General features: G+C 68.5%; 13 protein-coding genes. 10 read left to right on the forward strand and 3 right to left on the reverse strand.

Annotated elements, in window-relative coordinates; translation table 11 throughout:
- Window position 1 precedes the first annotated feature (1 nt).
- On the reverse strand, window positions 2–1,438 hold the full coding sequence (gene cysS / locus E0H73_RS09400) for a cysteine--tRNA ligase (protein ID WP_131353092.1): 1,437 nt from the start codon (window positions 1,436–1,438) through the stop codon (window positions 2–4).
- 205 nt (window positions 1,439–1,643) lie between these two features.
- Between cysS and E0H73_RS09410 the strand changes: the two genes are divergently transcribed.
- From E0H73_RS09410 to E0H73_RS09425, 4 genes are all read left to right on the forward strand, one after another.
- Window positions 1,644–2,669: a neutral zinc metallopeptidase gene (locus tag E0H73_RS09410; protein ID WP_131353093.1), complete on the forward strand. Its 1,026-nt coding sequence runs from the start codon at window positions 1,644–1,646 to the stop codon at window positions 2,667–2,669.
- A 114-nt stretch (window positions 2,670–2,783) separates the two neighbouring features.
- Window positions 2,784–3,620 (forward strand): lysozyme, encoded by an 837-nt coding sequence (locus tag E0H73_RS09415; RefSeq protein WP_131353094.1) that lies wholly within the window; start codon window positions 2,784–2,786, stop codon window positions 3,618–3,620.
- Window positions 3,621–3,651: 31 nt separating this feature from the next.
- Entirely contained in the window at window positions 3,652–4,209 is a 558-nt protein-coding gene (locus tag E0H73_RS09420) for a GNAT family N-acetyltransferase (RefSeq protein WP_131353095.1), read from the forward strand.
- Between the two features lie 63 nt (window positions 4,210–4,272).
- Window positions 4,273–5,562, forward strand: coding sequence for a peptidase C39 family protein (locus E0H73_RS09425; RefSeq protein ID WP_131353096.1), 1,290 nt, complete (start codon window positions 4,273–4,275; stop codon window positions 5,560–5,562).
- A gap of 3 nt (window positions 5,563–5,565) precedes the next feature.
- Here the strand turns inward: E0H73_RS09425 and E0H73_RS09430 are convergent, their stop codons facing one another.
- A complete protein-coding gene (locus E0H73_RS09430; protein WP_131353097.1) occupies window positions 5,566–7,245 on the reverse strand; it encodes a DUF2207 domain-containing protein in 1,680 nt (559 codons plus the stop codon).
- A gap of 102 nt (window positions 7,246–7,347) precedes the next feature.
- On the opposite strand from E0H73_RS09430, the gene E0H73_RS09435 reads away from it, so the two are divergent.
- The 3 genes from E0H73_RS09435 to E0H73_RS09445 all read left to right on the forward strand — a co-directional run bounded on the left by E0H73_RS09435 (window position 7,348) and on the right by E0H73_RS09445 (window position 11,784).
- A complete protein-coding gene (locus E0H73_RS09435; RefSeq protein ID WP_131353098.1) occupies window positions 7,348–8,418 on the forward strand; it encodes a neutral zinc metallopeptidase in 1,071 nt (356 codons plus the stop codon).
- A gap of 182 nt (window positions 8,419–8,600) precedes the next feature.
- Window positions 8,601–9,626, forward strand: a complete 1,026-nt coding sequence (locus E0H73_RS09440; RefSeq protein ID WP_238163904.1) for a neutral zinc metallopeptidase — start codon at window positions 8,601–8,603, stop codon at window positions 9,624–9,626.
- A gap of 1,150 nt (window positions 9,627–10,776) precedes the next feature.
- Window positions 10,777–11,784: a neutral zinc metallopeptidase gene (locus E0H73_RS09445; protein WP_131353099.1), complete on the forward strand. Its 1,008-nt coding sequence runs from the start codon at window positions 10,777–10,779 to the stop codon at window positions 11,782–11,784.
- On the opposite strand, the gene E0H73_RS09450 is transcribed toward E0H73_RS09445, so the two are convergent.
- A complete protein-coding gene (locus E0H73_RS09450; RefSeq protein ID WP_131353100.1) occupies window positions 11,781–13,466 on the reverse strand; it encodes a DUF2207 domain-containing protein in 1,686 nt (561 codons plus the stop codon). The genes E0H73_RS09445 and E0H73_RS09450 overlap by 4 nt on opposite strands.
- Before the next feature lie 57 nt (window positions 13,467–13,523).
- Here E0H73_RS09450 and E0H73_RS09455 point away from each other — a divergent pair, with 57 nt between their 5' ends.
- The 3 genes from E0H73_RS09455 to E0H73_RS09465 are packed head-to-tail and all read left to right on the forward strand — an operon-like array spanning window position 13,524 to window position 17,165.
- Window positions 13,524–14,612 (forward strand): neutral zinc metallopeptidase, encoded by a 1,089-nt coding sequence (locus E0H73_RS09455; protein ID WP_131353101.1) that lies wholly within the window; start codon window positions 13,524–13,526, stop codon window positions 14,610–14,612.
- A complete protein-coding gene (locus E0H73_RS09460; protein WP_272949119.1) occupies window positions 14,609–16,387 on the forward strand; it encodes a serine/threonine-protein kinase in 1,779 nt (592 codons plus the stop codon). The genes E0H73_RS09455 and E0H73_RS09460 overlap by 4 nt, the downstream gene beginning before the upstream one ends.
- A gap of 1 nt (window position 16,388) precedes the next feature.
- Window positions 16,389–17,165, forward strand: coding sequence for an FHA domain-containing protein (locus E0H73_RS09465; RefSeq protein ID WP_202867274.1), 777 nt, complete (start codon window positions 16,389–16,391; stop codon window positions 17,163–17,165).
- The last annotated feature ends 94 nt before the right edge of the window (window positions 17,166–17,259 follow it).

Raw genomic sequence — 17,259 nt, forward strand, 5'->3', positions numbered from 1 at the left:
GTCAGCTTCCTTCGTCGGTTGTAGTCGGTGCCGCCAGCGACCAGCGTGGTCCCTGCGGCGTGTCCTCGACGACGACGCCGAGCGCCTTCAGCCGGTCGCGGATCGCGTCCGACGCGGCGTAGTCCTTGCGTTCGCGGGCGGCCTGCCGCTGCTCCAGCAGCGCCTTGACCAACCCGTCCACCACCTCGGTCAGCTCGCCGCCGACGTCGGACCGCGACGCCCACGGGTCGGCCAACGGGTCGAGCCCGAGGACCTCGAGCATCCCGCGCACTGCCGCCAGGCTCTCCCGCAACGCGGGCGAATCCCCGTCCGCGAGCAACTTGTTCCCGTCCCGCACGGTGTTGTGCAGTACGGCGAACGCCGCCGGCGTCCCCAGGTCGTCGTCCATCGCCGCGCCGAAGTCGGACGGCAACTCGGCCGCCGGCTCGACTCCGCCGGTCACCTCGGTCGCCCGGGTGACGAAGCCCTCGACCCGCTGGAACCCCTTCGCGGCCTCGTCCAGCGCCTCGAACGAGAACTCCACCACCGAGCGGTAGTGCGACTGCACCAGGTAGTACCGCAGCTCGATCGGCCGGACCCGCTGGACCACGTTGCGCACGATCGCGCCGTTGCCCATCGACTTCGACATCTTCTCGCCGGCGGTGGTGACGAGCGCGTTGTGCATCCAGAACCGGGCGAACTTCCGCCCGACCGCGGTCGACTGGGCCAGCTCGTTCTCGTGGTGCGGGAACCGCAGGTCCAGACCGCCGCCGTGGATGTCGAACTCGTCACCGAGGTACTTGCCCGCCATCGCGGAGCACTCCAGATGCCAGCCCGGGCGGCCGCGGCCGTACGGCGCCGGCCAGGAGGCCGTCCGCGGAGTGTCCGGGGTGTACCCCTTCCACAGTGCGAAGTCGCGCGGGTCCCGCTTGCCGCGCGGGTCCGCGTCCTCGGCGGCCTCCATGTCGTCGATCTTCTGGTGCGACAGTTCGCCGTACGACGGCCACGACCGGATGTCGAAGTACACGTCGCCGGAACCGTCCGGGGCGACGTACGCGTGGCCGCGCTCGATCAGCTCGTCGATCAGCTCGAGCATCTCCGGGATGTGACCGGTGGCGCGCGGCTCGTACGTCGGCGGGCGGCAGCCGAGTACGTCGTACGACCAGTGCAGCTCGCGCTCGAACTCGTAGGCGTGCGCCCACCACGGCACACCGCGCTCGGCCGACTTGGCCAGGATCTTGTCCTCGATGTCGGTCACGTTCGCGATCACGGTGACCTCGTACCCGGACCGCTCCATCCAGCGCCGCAGAACGTCGAAGACGACTTCCTTGTAGATGTGCCCGACGTGCGGCGCACCCTGCACCGTCAGCCCACAGTGGTAGATCCCGACCTTGCCCGGATGGACCGGCTCGAAATCCCGCACTGCTGCCGTCATGGTGTCGTACAAGCGAAGTGTCACCGGTCAAGGGTAACGGGAAGTGGCACTCCCTCTTGACAAAATACCGGCAGGAGCACTTGTCAGGAGGAATCCGTTGCCGAACCAGCCACCGTACGGCCCGCCGCCGCAACAGCCGGGGCCGTACCAGGGCCCACCGCCCCCGCAGTACGGTCCGCCACCGGGTCCACCACCGCAGTACTGGGGTCCACCGCAGGGTCCACCGCGCATGGGCCCGCCGATGGGCCCGCCGCCGGGGCCGGGATTCGGCTGGGGGTCGAACGGGTTCCCACCGCCGCCCAAGAAGAAGAGCAAGGTCGGCTGGATCGTGCTGCCGATCGCGATCGTGGGTCTCGCCATCGTCGGGTTCGCGGTCCTCAGCAGCTTGCTGAAGCACAACAGCGACGACTACAGCCAGCCCGAGCCGACGTCATCGACGTACGAGCCGACCGAGGGCCCGACGTACTTCCCCACGACCACCAAGGTCCCGACCACCAAACCGACCCAGCCCAAGCCGACCCAGACCAGGACGACGCCTCCGCCGCCGTCGAATTCCGACATGGTCACCAAGAACCGGATCTACAGGACCGGCAAGCAGTCGTCGGTGGGCTGCCGCGAGTCCGGAGCCCGGGCCACCAGTACGGCGAACGCGCAGAAGTACTACGTCACCGTGCTGCGCTGCCTGATCCGCGCCTGGCCGAAGCAGGTGACACTGGCCGGCGCCAGATTCGCCGCGCCACACCTGATCGTCTTCCACAAGTCGGCGTCGACGCCGTGCGGTACCGACGGGGGGATCTCGTTCTACTGCTCCGCCAACGCCACGATCTACATGGACGTGGACTCCGACCTGCAGTACAGCAAGCAGAACTCGATCTTCGCGCGAGCTGTCATGACCGACACGGTGGCCCACGAGTTCGGCCACCACGTCCAGAACATGACCGGCATCCTCCGGGCGTCGTCGAATCTGGAGTACCAGCTCAGCGGGGACAAGTCCCTGGAGATGAGCCGCCGGCTGGAGATCCAGGCGACCTGCTTCGGCGCGGTGTTCATGGGCGCGAACAAGAACAGTTACAAGATGACCGGATCGCTCAAGTACTGGTGGACCTGGATGACGGCACATTCCGGCGACGAGTACGGAACCCGCCGCGACCACGGCAGCCGCACGGTCCAGCCACGCTGGGCCAATGCAGGCTTCAACACCCTCAGCCCGGCGGCCTGCAATACCTACGTTGCCGCGGCGAAGTACGTGAAGTAGCTGGTGGGTAAATAATCACGTCGGCTACAGACTGGAGGTTTGATTCTTTCTGAGGCCGGGTAGAACCTCCGCCGAGCGCTCTGTCCGCCCCTCATCGCTCTGTGGAGGTTCACCGTGAAGTCCGTCCTCACGGGTGCCGCCGTCACTCTTGGCCTGCTCCTGGCCTCGATCGGCTCCGCCCAAGCCAGTACGCCGAACACCGACGCGTCGACCGCGTCCCACCAGCCCACCCCGCAGGCCCGCCAGCACGGCATCGACAAGGCCGGCGACGCCTACATGGGCTGGCTGCAGAACACCACGACCAGCGCCGCTCCGGCGGTGATGGCCCCGGCCGCCTCGGTCGAAGGCATCGACGTCTCCAGCCACCAGGGCAACGTCAACTGGGCCTCGCAGTGGTCGGCCGGCAAACGGTTCGCCTACGTGAAGGCGACCGAAGGCAACTACTACACGAACCCGTACTTCGCCCAGCAGTACAACGGGTCCTACAACGTCGGGATGATCCGCGGCGCCTACCACTTCGCCACCCCGAACGACTCCAGCGGCGCCAACCAGGCCACGTACTTCCTGGCCCACGGCGGCGGCTGGTCCCGGGACGGCAAGACCCTGCCGGGTGCACTCGACATCGAGTACAACCCGTACGGCGCGACCTGCTACGGACTGAGCGCGTCGGCGATGGTCAGCTGGATCCGCGACTTCCTCAACACTTACAAGGCCCGCACCGGCCGCGACCCGGTCATCTACACCAACCTCGACTGGTGGAGCCGCTGCACCGGCAACAGCACCGCCTTCAACTCGACCAATCCGCTCTGGGTGGCCCGCTATGCCTCGGCGCCGGGGACCCTGCCGGGCGGCTGGCCGTTCCACACCATCTGGCAGTACAGCTCGACGCCGATCGACCAGGACCGTTTCAACGGTGACCAGTCCCGGCTCGTTGCCCTCGCCAACGGGTAATTGGGTTGCGGCGGTCTCATAGTCTCGATCGGTGAGCTCTTCACTGCCGATCGAGACCGACCGCCTGACCCTGCGCCGCTACCGCGAAACCGACTACGACGACCTGCTGAAGCTGCAATCGAACCCGGATGTGACTCGGTTCCTGCTGTACGACCCGAAGACGCCGGAGCAGGTGAAGGAGTCCCTCGCCGGCCGGCTGGCCGACGTACCGATGGACACCGACGGTCAGGCGCTCACCGTCGCTGTGATCCTGCGGGAGACCGGCCGGCATGTCGGCGAGGTGTCGTTGTTCGTCCAGAACGCCGAGCACCGCGGCGGCGAGATCGGCTTCGTCTTCCACCCCGAGTTCCACGGCCGCGGGTTCGCCGCGGAGGCGTCGGTCGAGCTGCTGCGGATCGGGTTCGAGGACTACGGCATGCACCGGATCATCGGCCGGCTGGACGCCACCAACACCAGCTCGGCGAACCTGCTGAAGCGGCTCGGGATGCGCCACGAGGCGACGTTCGTGCAGAACGAGTTCCTCAAGGGCCGATGGACCGACGAGGCCGTGTTCGCGATGCTCGCCGAGGAGTGGGACAAGCGCTCGTAATTATCTGACCGCGCGACACGCGATCGCGGCACGCGTTCACCGACTCGGGTCTACCGTCGAAGAATGACCGCCGCCCGTTCCCTCACCGCCCTGATCATCGGTGTGGTCGTGCTGACCTCCGGCTCGCTACCGAGCGAGGCCGCCAAGGTCGCCCCGCCGCGTCAGATCGCCTACCGCACGTGGACGTCGACCACCGACTTCCTCGCCGGTGCCCAGCAGGGCACCAACGTCACCGACGGTGCCCTGACCTTCGGCACCTCGACCGGCACCACGTCGTACGTCGATCCGTTCGGCGACGGCACCGCGAAGAGCTACGACCAGACCAGCTGGGTCTCGCCGCAGGTCAGCACCGGCTTCGGGCTGACCGAGCTGGTCGCGTCCTGGAACGCCACCACGCCGCCCGGCACCTGGGTCGAGGTCTCGATGGCCGGCCAGACCGATGCCGGCACCACGACCAAGTGGTACGTGCTCGGCCGCTGGTCCAGCGGCGACGACACCGCGGCCGGCGACATCCACCGGACCTCGGTGCCGAGTCAGGGTGATGAGGACGGATCTGTTGCCGTCGACACCTTCACGGCGGCCTCGGGACGCTGGCTGGACCGCTGGCAGCTGAAGGTGACCCTGTACCGGCTGAGCGGTACGACGCAGAGCCCGGTGGTCCGGTCGGTCGGGGCAATGGCGTCCCGGCTGCCCGACGAGAAGAAGGTTGCCGCGAGCCCCCTTGGCGGCGCGGAGGGCATCGTTCTCGACGTACCGACGTACTCGCAGGAGACGCACCTCGGGCACTATCCGCAGTGGGACGGCGGTGGCGAGGCCTGGTGCTCAGCGACGTCGACGGCGATGGTGCTGGACTACTACGGTGCCGGGCCAACCGCCGGCGAGACGTCCTGGGTCGATCCCGCCGACGCGGATCCACAGGTGGACCACTCGGCTCGATCAGTCTTCGACTACGCGTACGACGGTGCCGGGAACTGGCCGTTCAACACGGCGTATGCCGGATCCCGCGGAGTGGACGGGTTCATCACCCGGCTGCGGTCGCTGACCGAGGCGGAGCAGTTCATCAAGGCCGGCATACCCTTGGTCGCGTCGCTGTCGTTCAAGAAGGGCGACCTGCCCGGCGCGGGCTACGGGACCAACGGGCACCTGATGGTGATCGTCGGCTTCGACCCGGCCGGCAACGTGGTCGTCAACGATCCGGCCTCGCACCTGATCCCGAGCAACGGCGAGGTGCGGACGACGTACGACCGGACTGCGTTCGAGAACGCGTGGGTACCGCACTCGGGCGGGCTCGTGTACGTCATCCACCCGAGCGGCCTGCAGCTCCCACCGCGGGAGCCACAGGCCAACTGGTAGGACTCAGCGGGCGAAGAGTGCGCCGGTGAGGTTCGTGGTGAGGTTTCGCAGCGAGTCCGGCAGGTACTGCAGGTGCCAGCCGCGCGGACCGCGGTACCACGCGAAGCCCTCGTCCTCGTCGGCGTCCTCGTCGGTCGCGACCAGTGCGTCGATCCAGCGCTCCGATCCGCCGAGGACGACGGCGTACGGCAGTGCCCGCGAGCAGAGCTCGGCGTGCTGGTCCGAGGGCAGTTCGCTGACGTCCATCTCGAGCAGCTCACCGCGGATCGCGGCGACCTGGCCGAGCACCCGGCCGGCGGCCGGCGCCTTGGCCGGCATGTAGCGGCCGACCACGATCAGGCCGACGCCGATGGCGGTGACCGCCAGGCCCAGCAGGCCCCAGGTCGAGAACAGTGCGAGAAGAACAGTCGCGATCACGCCGACCACCGTGGTGGCGATACCGATCGTCGCCCACAGCGACCGGGTCCGGTCCGGGCGCTCGTTGAACCAGCCGCGCTTGACCACACCGTCGTACAGAGCGTCCTGGACCTGGCCGAGGTTCTCCCGCACCTGGCGGCCGAGCTCCGAGACGAGCACCGAGTCGGCGTCGCCGAAGATGGCGCGGATCAGGACGTTCTCGTACCGCTGCAGTTCCTCCGACGGCGCGTTCGCGACCCGGCGCAGCTCCCAGTCCGGTCGCGCATACTCCGTCTCGTGCTCCAGCTCGATGATCGTGATGTGCCCGCGGACGGCCAGGTCGATGATCGTCGCCGTGACGTCGACCGGGTCGATCCGTTCGTCGATGAGCGTGCCCACCTCGCCGGGCCGAAGGTCGGACGGCGGGGTGAAGTCGATCCGGGTGTCGGGGCCGAGGCTGAACAGCGACGCCGGTACGACGCGACGCGGGTCGACCTGGTCGCGGCCGCGGACCCGGTAGAGCAGCAGCAGCCCGATCAGGCCGAGCAACAGCACGGCCAGCGCGGTGATCAGCTGCGCGGTGTCGGTGGAGAACGCGCGCTTCAGGGTCTTGCGGTACTCGACGATCGAGTTCGCGGCGATCTCGCCCTCGGGGAAGCCGATCGTCATCCGGACCGTGTTGCCCGGCGGCAGGCTCTGCTGCTGGAACGTCGGGCCGGACGTCTCACCGATCTGCGCCAGCGTGCACGGCGTGTTGCTGTCGATCGCACCGGCGAAGCAGGAGACGTGCGAGACCTCCGGAGTACTGAAGACGATGTTGGTCTGCTGGACGGTCAGGTTGATCCCGGTCAGCGGGGCGAACCGCACCTCGGTGCCGTTCAGCGTCTGGGCGACCGCGCCCTTGACCGTGTAGGTGAAGTCCAGCTGGGTGTTGCCGCTGACGTCGGCGACCGCCATCGAGGTGACGTCACCGTCCGTGCTCAGCTCGGCCTGCTTGTCCTGGCCGCCGGACTTGACCTGCAGGTCCTGGATCTCCTGCACGTGGTCGACGTCGTCGGGCAGGTGGTCACGGGTGACGACGAACCGGGTGAAGGTCCCGGTCACGTTGCTGAGCTTCCAGGTCTCGGAAACCCGGAGCAGGCCGTCACGTTCGACCCGGATCTGGCTGTCGAAGTTGGTCACGACCGGGTCGGCCGCACCGCTGGAACCGGTCGCACCGGCGGGGAGGCCGGTGAGGGCGGTCAGACCAAGGGCACACAGGGAGAGCCCGAGCAGACGAAGACGCATTGCTCAATCACACCGTATCGGAGGGGTCAGTGTTGACCTGGGCACCATATCGTGACGCACGTTCAACTGTGGTTGAGCCTGGGCTCCGCTACCGTCTGCCGCGTGTCAGGCAACCAATGGGGACCTCCACAGCAGCCCGGGTACTACGGTCCGCCACCGGCCAACCCGCAGTACGGCTGGGGACCGATGCCACCGCAGCCACCGAAGAAGTCGCGCGGCGTGGCCTTCCTGGTCCTCGGCCTGCTCGCTGCCGCGGGGGCGGCCGCGATCATCATCGCGCTCAAGATCGCCCAGGGTGACGACGACGATGTGGCCGTGACCCGGCCGGTTGCCACCAGCGCTCCGGCGTACGAGACCCCTTCGGTGCCGGTGGCAACGACCACCTCGTTGCCGCCGCCACCTACCACTCGCCCGCCGACACCCCAGCCCACGCGGACGACCACCGCGCCGAAGGAGGTCAGCCCGCTGCAGTTCATCGCCACCCACCGGCTCTACAAGACCGGGATGCAGCGGTCGGTGAACTGCAGGGAGTCCCGCTCCGGGCTCGGAAACGGGTCGAAGGCAACGGCCTACTACCGCGCGGTCAAGGCCTGCCTGGACCGTGCGTGGCCGCGGCAGGTCCAGGCCTCCGGCAGCCGGTTCCGGACGCCCGGACTGATCTCCTGGGTGGGCAGCGCGAACTCCCCGTGCGGCAACTCCGACCGGAGTCTGTCGTTCTACTGCTCGTCGAACCACACCATCTACATGGATGTTGCCGACGACATCCAGTACTGGCGGCAGAACCAGCAGTTCACCCGGGCGCTGGCTACGCACACAGTGGCGCACGAGTACTCGCACGCCATCCAGCAGATGACCGGCATCCTGCCGGCGTACTACAAGGTCCGCTACCAGATGCCGAACCAGGCGGCAGCGCTCGAGGTGAACCGGCGGATGGAGTTGCAGGCGTCCTGCCTGGGCAACACGTTCCTCGGCGCCAACCGGGGCAGCTACCCGATCTCCGGCGGGCTCTACCGGCAGTGGCTGTACATCGTGAACAACAGCGGTGACATCGCCTCGCTGCCCCGGGACCACGGGAGCCGGAAGAACCACGGCGCCTGGAGCCGGACGGCCTTCACCAGCCGGAACCTCAGCAAGTGCAACACCTACACCGCGTCGGCGGCCAGAGTGAGTTGAGCCGGGGCTCGGATAGCGTCTGGCGGGTGTCTGGCAACCAGTGGGGCCCACCGCCGCCCGGGCAGTATCCACCACCTCCTCCTCCGCCTGGTCAGTACCCACCGCCGTCGCCCCGACAGTTCGCCGGGTACGGCGGTCCGCCGCCGCCGCAGTTCGGGTGGGGTGCACCGCCTGGTGGACCGATGCCGCCGCGGAAGAAGGGCAGCGGTGCGAAGGTGCTGTTCGCGATCCTCGGTGTCGTCGTACTCGGTGGGATCGGTCTGCTGGGTGTGTCGAACGCCCTGAAGCACAACGACTCTCCCTACAGCAGTCCGTCGATTCCGACGTCGACCGACAGCCCGACGTACGAGCCGTCCGAAGAGCCCTCACCTGTACCGGCCACTGCCACCAGCCGTCCGACTGCGCCGCGGACCACGGCCAAGCCGACCACCACGCGACCGACCGCACCGCGGACGACCAGTACGCCGAAGCCCAAGCCTGGACCAACCGACACCGACCTCGTGCTGCGCAACAAGCTGTACAAGGCCGGGGGCATGAAGTCAGTGAACTGCACGGAGAGCCGGTCCCGTCCGTCCACCGCGGCCGGTGCGCGGGCCAACTACTCCACTCTGCTCAAGTGCCTGAACAAGGCGTGGCCGTCGATCGTCGCGAAGGCCGGTGGCCGGTTCCGGTCACCGCACGTGCTGTCGTTCAGTGGGACCATCCAGACGCCGTGCGGGAGCTACAGCGACAGCGGCCCGCCGTTCTACTGCGGCAGCACCGAGACCATCTACATGAACCTCAGCGAGGACATCGGCAACTACAACCGGCACCCGGAGGCCTATCAGAAGGTGTGGGCGCGGATGTGGATGCTGCATCAGTTCGCCCACGAGTACGGGCACCACGTGCAGAACATGACCGGGATCCTCGCGGCCAACAGCCGGATCCGGTACGAGGCGCCGACCCAGGCGGCCGAACTCGAGGGCAGCCGGCGGCTGGAGCTGCAGGCGTCCTGCTTCGGTGACATCTTCATCGGGTCCAACCGGCGTACCTACCCGGTCACCGGTGAGTCCCTGTTCCAGTGGAAGTGGCTGATCCTGCACTGGACGGACTACAACAACGACCACGGCGACGGGGTGAACCACCAGTACTGGGCCACCCGCGGGTTCAACAGCCGCAACCCGAACGTCTGCAACACCTTCGCCGCCTCGGCCGGGAAGGTTCGGTAGACCGGAATGCTCGCCCGACACCGGTCTGATGCGCGGTGACAGCCCGGGGTGACTAGCCTGGGTGAACCCGGATCACGCAAAGTATGTCCGGGATGTGCATCGTTGTCCGGGGGGAACCGACCGGGCGCGGCTTCGGCACCCCGAAACAGCGCCGGATGCATCACGTTGACGGCAACACCCAGCAAGGTCGTGAGGAGTATCGATGTCGGACAACTGGAACCCACCCCCGGGACACGACCCGGCAGACCGCGAGCCGGCTGAGGGCGATCAGCCGACCGGTCCGCCGGAGCGGCCGGCCCGGGACGGTCAGCCAGGCCAGTGGTGGACCGAAGAGGACATCGAGGCCAAGCGCGAGTTCCAGGACCCGTCCGGCGGCGAGCGCCCGCAGAACAACTGGTTCGGCGAAGGCTGGACCAACCGCCGCCCGGTAGACCCCGACAAGCCCTCCACCTGGCAAACCAACCCAGACCAGTCCAGGCGCACACCCCAGTCCGGCCCGAGGCAGTCCGGTCCTGCACAACGTGGTCCGGCGCAGGGTGGTGGTCCGGCGCAGGGTGGTGGTCCCGCGCAAGGTGGTCCGAGGCAGTCCGGTCCAGGTCAGCAGGGTCCGGCGCAGTCCGCACCAGGTCAGCCCGGTCCGACTCCCCCCGGCCCAGGACAGTCCAGGTCCGGCCAGTCGGGTCCGGCACGCCCCGGTCCGGGACAGGCCGGTCCCGCTGCAAGCGATCCCCGTCAGCCGGGTCCCGCACAATCCGGTCCCGCACAATCCGGTCCCGCACAAGGCGGTCGAGGACAGACCGGGCCCACGTGGTCCGGTCCTTCTCAGTCCGGGCCCACGCAATCACGGCCTGCCCAGCCCGGTCCCGCGCAATCACGTCCTGCACAGTCCCGTCCGGCGCAGTCCGGTCCCGCGCAGCCTGGGCCGCAGTCTCGTCCTGCACAGTCTGGTGCGTCCGGCCCCGGCCAGGGGCAGCCGCCCCAGCAAGAGGGACCGTACTCTCAGGGGTCTTATCTGTGGGGCCCGCCCGAGCTCGGTAAGCCGCAGCAGGAAGGCTCCTCGGCCTGGAGCGCAACACCACCGAGCGCCCAGCAAGGCGCCCGCTCCAGCGGCGCCCGCCACGCCGCCGCACCCGGCGGCCAGACCGGCCCGATGGGCCAACCCGTCCAGCAGGCACCGACCTGGCAGTACCCGCCCGTCCCGATCCCCCAGCCACCCGGCTCCGGCCGCGGCCGCCGCGCGAAGCGCAACTCCCGCACTCTCCTGATCGGCCTGGTCGTCCTCGCCGTACTAGTCGTCGGCTCCGGCATCACCCTGCTCGTCCGCAACGCCGGCGACGACACCCCGCAGGCGACCAACACCCCGTCAACGGCGACGTCGGAGTCCCCATCGGAGTCGCCGTCCCCGAGCCCGAGCCCAACCCCGACCAAGCAGGTCCCGTCGCGCGATGATCAACTCGTCACCGCGAACAAGCTCTACAAGATCGGTCCGATCGCCACCGCGAGCTGCGCCGAGCCGCCGTTCGCGCCGGTCAACTACACCGCCGCGCGGAACTACTACAACCGCTTGCTGCCCTGCCTCAACCGCACCTGGTCGCTGGCGATGAAGAAGGCCGGCATCCGGTTCGTCCCGCCGAAGGCAGTCGTGTACGCCCGCCCGATCCCCAGCCCCTGTGGCATCCAGCGCAGCGTCCGGGCGGCGTACTGCGCGACGAACCTGACCATCTACATCCCGTACGTCGTGGACAACAAGAACTTCAAGTCCAACGCGGTGTACTCCCGCGCGCTGCGACTGAACACGTTCGCGCACGAGTACGGCCATCACGTGCAGTACCTGACCGGCATCCTGGTCGCGTCGATGGCCCGGGCGCAGAAGATGACCCCGGCTCAGAAGCTGCTCGAGAGCCGGCGCCGCGAGCTCCAGGCGACCTGCCTCGGCGGTGCGTACCTCGGTGCGAACGCCGCGGTCATCCCGATGAACGGCCCGCTGCTGGTGAACTGGAAGTTCCTGATCGCCCACAGTGGCGACGACTACTCCGTCCCGCGGGTGCACACCCACGGCAACCGGGTGAGCAACTACCGGTGGCTCGTTGCCGGGTACAACCGTAAGTCGCCCAACTACTGCAACACCTACACCGCTGCCCCGGCCCGGGTGGCTTAGAACAGCCGGCGGCCGGCGGACACCGAACCGCCGAACGCCATCACGAAGTTGCTGAGCGATTCGCCGATGTCGGACAGGTTCCAGTTCTCCGGACCGGAGTACCAGCCGATGCCGGCGTCCGCTTCGGCGTCGTCGTCGGTCGCTGCGATCTCGAGCGCCCACTTCTCGGTCAGCCCGAGGACAGCGGCGTACGGGAGGCACCGGGAGGCGAACTCGAGCCGGTGGCTCTGCGGCAGGTCCGCCGACGTCTCGTTGGCCAGGTACTGCTGCAGGCCCGCCACTCGGCCGAGTACGGCGGCGCCGCGGGCAGTGCGGGCCGGCGCGATCTGGCCGACGAGCGCGAGCGCCAGTCCGGCCAGCATGACCGCGAAGCCGACCAGTCCGAACTTGCTGACAATGGCCAGCACGATGGTCAGTACGACGCCCGCGCCCAGCAGGACCAGACCCGCGGTCGTCCAGCGGTTCCGTACGGCGTCCGGCCGGCTGCTGAACCAGCCCTGAGTGACGACATCGGCGTACAGCTGCTCGCGTACGAGGTTCAAACGCGGCCGCAATGACGGGCCGAGCGCGGAGACGACCGCAGTGTCGCCGTCGGCGAACACCGCGTCGAGCAGGGCCTTCTCGTACGGCAGCAGCTCGGGACCACCCTGGTTGAGACGGTGCAGCTCCCAGTCCAGCTTGCCGAAGCGTGTCTCCCGCGGCAGCTCGACGATGGTGAGGTAGTTGCGGACAGCAAGGTCCAGCAGCGTCGCGGTGATGTCGACGACGTCGGCCGTCTCGTCAACCACCGTGCCGACCTGACCCGGACGAATCCCGTCAGGCGCGGCGAACTGCGGACCGTCGGAGCCGTCGAGCACCGGCCGCTCCGGCGCGCCCCCGGCGACCTTGCCAGCGTCACGCCCGCGGAGGAACCAGAGTGCTGCCGCAGCGAGCAGTCCGATGGCCAGCACGATGGCTGCGAGACCGATGGTGCTCGAGTCGGCGGTGAACGCGCGGCCGAGTGTCCAGCGGGTCTTGAACTCCGCGTTCGGCTGCACTGTTGCCTGGTCGCTCAGTCCGGTCAGGAAGGTCAGCCGCCCACCAGCCGGTACGCCGTTCTGCTCAATCTGCAAAGCGGCTGACTCGGCGAGCTGCGACGACGTACACGGCATGCTCGAACCGACACGTCCGGCGATGCAGGTCACCCAGGTCGCGAACGGCACGTTGACGGTGACGCTCGCCTTCGGGACCGCCGTACCGAAGCCCTGCAAGATCGGCCAGCTGACCTCACGGCCCTCGGTGGAGTCGGCCACCACGTTGTCCACGGTGTAGCTGTAGACGACCTTGGACTGACCGGACACGTTCACCGTGAGCCGACGGCCGTCGTCGGTGCCCTCGTTCTGGAAGCCCTGCGCCGGCTGGCCGTTCACCGTCGCCGACACGTCGCTCAGGCCGTACGTGCGGTCCCGCTCGGCGTCCGCGCGGACCCGCGTCGCCAGCGTCCGGCTGAACGTACTGCCACCGGCGGCCAGATCGACCGTCTCCTTGACCTGCAGCTTGCCGTCTTTCGTCAGTGTCGCCTCGGCCGAGTACGCCGTGATGCTGTCGTCCGCGGCCTGCGCGGGCAACGTGCTCAGGGCAACGATCGGGACGGCCAGAGACAGCAGCAGGGCGGCCGGCAGGACGCGACGCTTCAGTGACATGGGTCGAGGGTAGTCTCGTGCGGGTTCGTCCAGTGCAGGGGCAGGAGGGCAAGATCCGTGAGCAGCCAGTACGGCTACGGCGGTCGTCCACAGGATCGGCCGGTGGGTCCGCCGCCCGGTGTTCTGCCACCTCCACAAGCGGCGCCGCAGTTCCAGCAGCAACCGCCGTACCAGGGTCAGTGGGGTCCACAGCAGCCGTACTACGGGGGCGGTCCGGGCCAGTTCAACGGGTTCCACCCACCACCCCGCCGGTCCGGTGCACTCCGGCTGATCCTGTTCGGCGTGTTCGTCGTGGCGGTCCTCGGTGTCTCGCTGACCGTGATCAGCATGATCATGTCCGGCGGCAACAGCGACGACAACACCGCCGGCCCCGGTGTGTCTGGTCCGTCGATCGTGCCGACCGCGACCAGCCACCCGCAGGAGGGCAGCGCCGAGGACTTCCTGCTGCACGCCGACATCTACGACACCGGTGCGCTGCCGGAGCAGAGCTGCAAGGCCGCCGACCTCGGTGACGGGAGTCTTGCCGCGCAGAAGGTGTACTACGAGAAGCTGTTCGGCTGCCTGAACGAGGCCTGGCGGCCGATCTTCAAGGAGATCGGGCAGGAGAAGCCGGACCCGGGCCTGGTCGTGTTCGACAAGCCGGTGACCACGCCGTGCGGCCGGTTCGAGCCGCTGTCCGGCCGGGTGCTGGCGTTCTACTGCTACGGCAACCAGGTGATGTACACCGACGTCGCGCAGATGAACAAGGCGTTCGGTCCGACCGAGGACCTGGCGTACCTGATGACCATCGCGCACGAGTACGGTCACCACGTGCAAGGTGTCAGCGGCCTGTTCTACGCGCGAGCGGTCTACCTGCAGGACCACCCGGACCAGAAGCTGGAGTCCTCGCGCCGCAACGAATTGCAGGCATCCTGCTTCGCCGGCGTGTTCAGCAAGGCGGTCGAGCAGTCGTATCCGCTGACCGGCCGGCTGGACGAGTTCAAACGGCAGTCCAGCAACAGCTTCGGCGAGTCGTCGGACACTCCGGAGGACGAGCGGACCCACGGCCTGGCGACCAGTCAGGGCTTCTGGATCCAGAACGGGTTCAACATCGGTGAGAACAAAGCCTGCAACACCTTCGCGGTATCGGCGGATCTGGTGAAGTGACCGATCGGCTGATTGGGGGCCGGTACTTACTGGGGGAGCCGCTCGGGACGGGTGGCATGGGATCGGTCTGGCGTGCCCACGACGAGCAACTGGACCGTGTGGTCGCGCTCAAGCGTGCGCACCCCGGTGTCGACGACCCGGACGGCCGGAGGCTGCGCCGCGAGGCGCGGACCGGTGCCCGGATCCACGATTCGCGCGTGGTGACGATCTTCGACGTGGTGAGCGACGGCGACGAGCACTGGCTGGTGCTCGAGTACCTGCCGTCCCGCAGTCTGGATGAGCTGATCGCGGAGCGCGGCACACTGCCGCCACCGGAGGTCGCACTGATCGGCCTGCAGCTCGCACTGGCGTTGCAGGCCGTCCACGCGGCCGGAGTGATCCACCGCGACCTCAAGCCGGGCAACGTCCTGGTCACGACGGACGGTACGGCGAAGCTGGCCGACTTCGGGATCTCCCGCCGGCTGTGGGCCGAGGCGACGCTGACCGACGGCTCAACCGTCGGTACGCCGGCCCACCTCGCCCCGGAAGTTGCCAACGGCAATGAACCCACCGCGGCCTCGGACGTCTTCTCGCTCGGCGCCGTGCTCTACACAGCACTCGAAGGGCACTCGCCGTTCGGCACGGATCCCAATCCCCTGGCGGTACTGCGCAGGGCGGCGCACGGTGAGATCGAACCGGTTCGGCGGGCCGGTCCACTCACGCCATTGATCACACAGATGCTTGCCGTAGATCCTGCCGCGAGGCCGAGCGTCGCACAGGTGATCGATCAACTGGGCGGCACTCCGCTCCCGCCGCCTCCGAGGAAGCAGCGGTGGCTGATCCCGTCCGCGGCCGGTGCTGTTGTGGTAGCGGTGGTGCTGGCGCTGGTGCTCGTCAACGCGTTGCGCGACACGACGGCGTCTGAGGGATCGGGCGTTCGCGCTGTGCGTGATCCGGTGGGCGACCCGTTGACGGTCGATCCGTGCGCGCTGATCGAGGAGGCGTCGCTGAGCTCATTCGGCGAGACCACGCTGGAGCCGAGCTATGGCAACTTCGACCGGTGCGACGTAGTGGTGACCGGGAAGGGCGACCAGGAGGTCGACGTACGCGCCGATTTCGAACTGCCGGACTCGGACGAGCTACCGCAGGGTGACGTCGAGAAGCACACCGGCAACCTGCTCGCGGTGGTGCGGGAGAAGGCCGAGGACGACTCGTGCGATCGGGTGCTGGTGCTGTCCGATCACAAGAACGTGCGGGTCGGGGCCAGGCACACCGACGGGTCCGGGATGGACGTGTGCGGGATGGCGGAGGCCGTGACGCAGAAGGCGATCGGCGTACTGGGAGCGGGGCCGATACCCCGTCGTACCCAGCCGCTGCCGGACACGTCGCTGGCACGACTGGACGCGTGTGCGCTGCTCGACAACCAGGCGCTGGAGCTGATCCCCGGCGTCGACGCGACGCATCCGGAGCACTCGTTCGGTGGGTGGCAGTGCGGCTGGGACAGTACGACGAGCGATCTGTCGGTGGCCCTGCGGTTCGACCGGGACCAGCCGCTGGACGCGTCGGACGGGCAGCCGGTCAAGGTGGCGGGGCGGTCCGCGTTCGTGCAGAGCGATGACGAGGGGCCGGGCACCTGCACTGTGCGGGTCGTGTACCGGACGTTCCTCGATGCGCACGACGACGACGCGATCGAACTGGTGCAGGTCGTGGTGTCCGGGCCCGGCAAGCCGGCGTCCCTGTGTGGGCTGGCCAGCAAGCTCAGCCAGGCCGCCGCGGCCAAGCTTCCGAGGGCGTGACGTGGATCCGATCGGCCGCAGGCTGCCCAAGGACCAGACCAGCCTGGCGAACGGCGTACCGACTGCACGTCCCGGCACCATCTTCGTGCTGACCGTCGCCGGCGGCATCTCGGTCGACCCTGCTCCCGGCCAGTCGATCCTGTTCGGCCGGAACCGGCCCAAGGTGCACGTGTGCGTCGGCGAGGACGACCAGCGGGTGAGCCGGCAGCACGGGTCCATCACGTACCGGTCCGGGCAGTGGTGGGTGACAGCGACCGGGCGGCTGCCACTGCGGCTGCCGGAAGGGCAGCGGCTGTTCCCGTCCGAGGATCCGGTGCCGCTTGCGGCCGGCTACACACCTCTCTTCGTGCAGGGGTCCAGCGGCCGGGAGCATCTGCTCGAGGTGTACGTCGCCGGCGACAGCGGGACCCGGCCCGTCCTGCGGCACCGCGACCCGACGCAGCCGCCACGCATCTGGCACCTCAGCCCCGACGAGAAGCTCGCACTGATCGTGGTGGGCCAGCGGTACCTCCTGCACGAGCGTCACCCCCTCCCTCTCGCCTGGCGCGTTGCGGCGGACCAGCTGTCCGAGCTCCAGCCGGACGCCGGCTGGACGGGCAAGCGAGTCGAGCACCTGGTCGCGGGCGTACGCAACAGGCTGTCCCGTGAGGGCGTCGCCGGGCTCACCCGCGAGGAGGTGGGCGAACCGGTCGGCAACGCGCTGAACGACAACCTGTTCGCCGAACTGCTGCTGTCGACCACCCTCGTTCCCTCGGACGTCGACATACTGGACGACTGAGCTCGGGAGGGGTCCCGAGCGACCGGACTTAGCTTCGCGGCACAGCCCATCGAAGCAGGAGTCCACCATGTTCTCGCAGACCGTGATCGCGACC

The organism is Kribbella pittospori, assembly GCF_004331465.1.
GTDB lineage: Bacteria > Actinomycetota > Actinomycetes > Propionibacteriales > Kribbellaceae > Kribbella > Kribbella pittospori.

Excerpts from the sequence above, each read along its gene's own strand:
- E0H73_RS09430 (WP_131353097.1), bottom strand. The coding sequence starts at position 7,245 with ATGCGTCTTCGTCTGCTCGGGCTCTCCCTGTGTGCCCTTGGTCTGACC.
- E0H73_RS09450 (WP_131353100.1), bottom strand. The coding sequence starts at position 13,466 with ATGTCACTGAAGCGTCGCGTCCTGCCGGCCGCCCTGCTGCTGTCTCTG.
- E0H73_RS09425 (WP_131353096.1), top strand. The coding sequence starts at position 4,273 with ATGACCGCCGCCCGTTCCCTCACCGCCCTGATCATCGGTGTGGTCGTG.
- E0H73_RS09410 (WP_131353093.1), top strand. The coding sequence starts at position 1,644 with ATGGGCCCGCCGATGGGCCCGCCGCCGGGGCCGGGATTCGGCTGGGGG.
- E0H73_RS09445 (WP_131353099.1), top strand. The coding sequence starts at position 10,777 with ATGGGCCAACCCGTCCAGCAGGCACCGACCTGGCAGTACCCGCCCGTC.
- E0H73_RS09440 (WP_238163904.1), top strand. The coding sequence starts at position 8,601 with ATGCCGCCGCGGAAGAAGGGCAGCGGTGCGAAGGTGCTGTTCGCGATC.